1 protein-coding gene is annotated in these 675 nt (G+C 43.0%); it reads right to left on the bottom strand.

The window, feature by feature from the left end; translation table 11 throughout:
* Positions 1 to 675: hypothetical protein (locus ACS8FC_RS17950; RefSeq protein WP_439297790.1), on the bottom strand; the 675-nt coding region annotated here is incomplete at both ends.

The raw sequence follows: 675 nt of genomic DNA, 5'->3' as shown, positions 1-675 counted from the left end.
AAGCATTTGCGGATTTATCATACTGTTGGTCATGGTTCTAGAAAAAGTAAAGGACTCATCATCGACATCGATGATGAGCTTCTCATCGTCAGTTACGCGCGCATAACGGGTACTTGGCTCTGAGAGTCCTTTGCCGCCATTACTATCAAAGGTTTGACTGGTTGTGAGTTGACTGGTGGACGGGTTTATGACATAAGTGCCCCATTCAAGACCGTTTTCAGAGTTATCAACTGAGTGATCCGAATCGACCTGTACATGAACGTACTGGTCATCGTCTAAGAATGCCACACCGATCAGCTCATCTTCATAAGCGTTATCAAAGCCCCAAGATCCTACGATGCCATTAGGTTTGATTTCAGAAAATTTAAACTGCTCATTGCTATCGATACTGCCGTTTTCGTTTTCATCGACTTCAATGATAAGTTTGCCATTAGATACGCGAGCAAAGTAGTTGAGATCGTCTGACAAACCCATCGTGCCATTTTCATCAAATAGCTGCGTTGTGGTTAGTTTACCAGTCTTACTATCGATACTATATTCACCCCACTCCAGTCCGCCATCTGAGTCATTCACTGAGGAACTATTATTCACTTGGACTTGTACATAGGTGCCATCGTCCATAAATGTGATGGCTGATAAATTGCTGTTTGCATTATCTTCGCTCCAAAAGCCTAC

The organism is Psychrobacter sp. 1Y4 (genome assembly GCF_051847555.1).
This window is presented reverse-complemented; position numbering and strand designations above follow the sequence as displayed.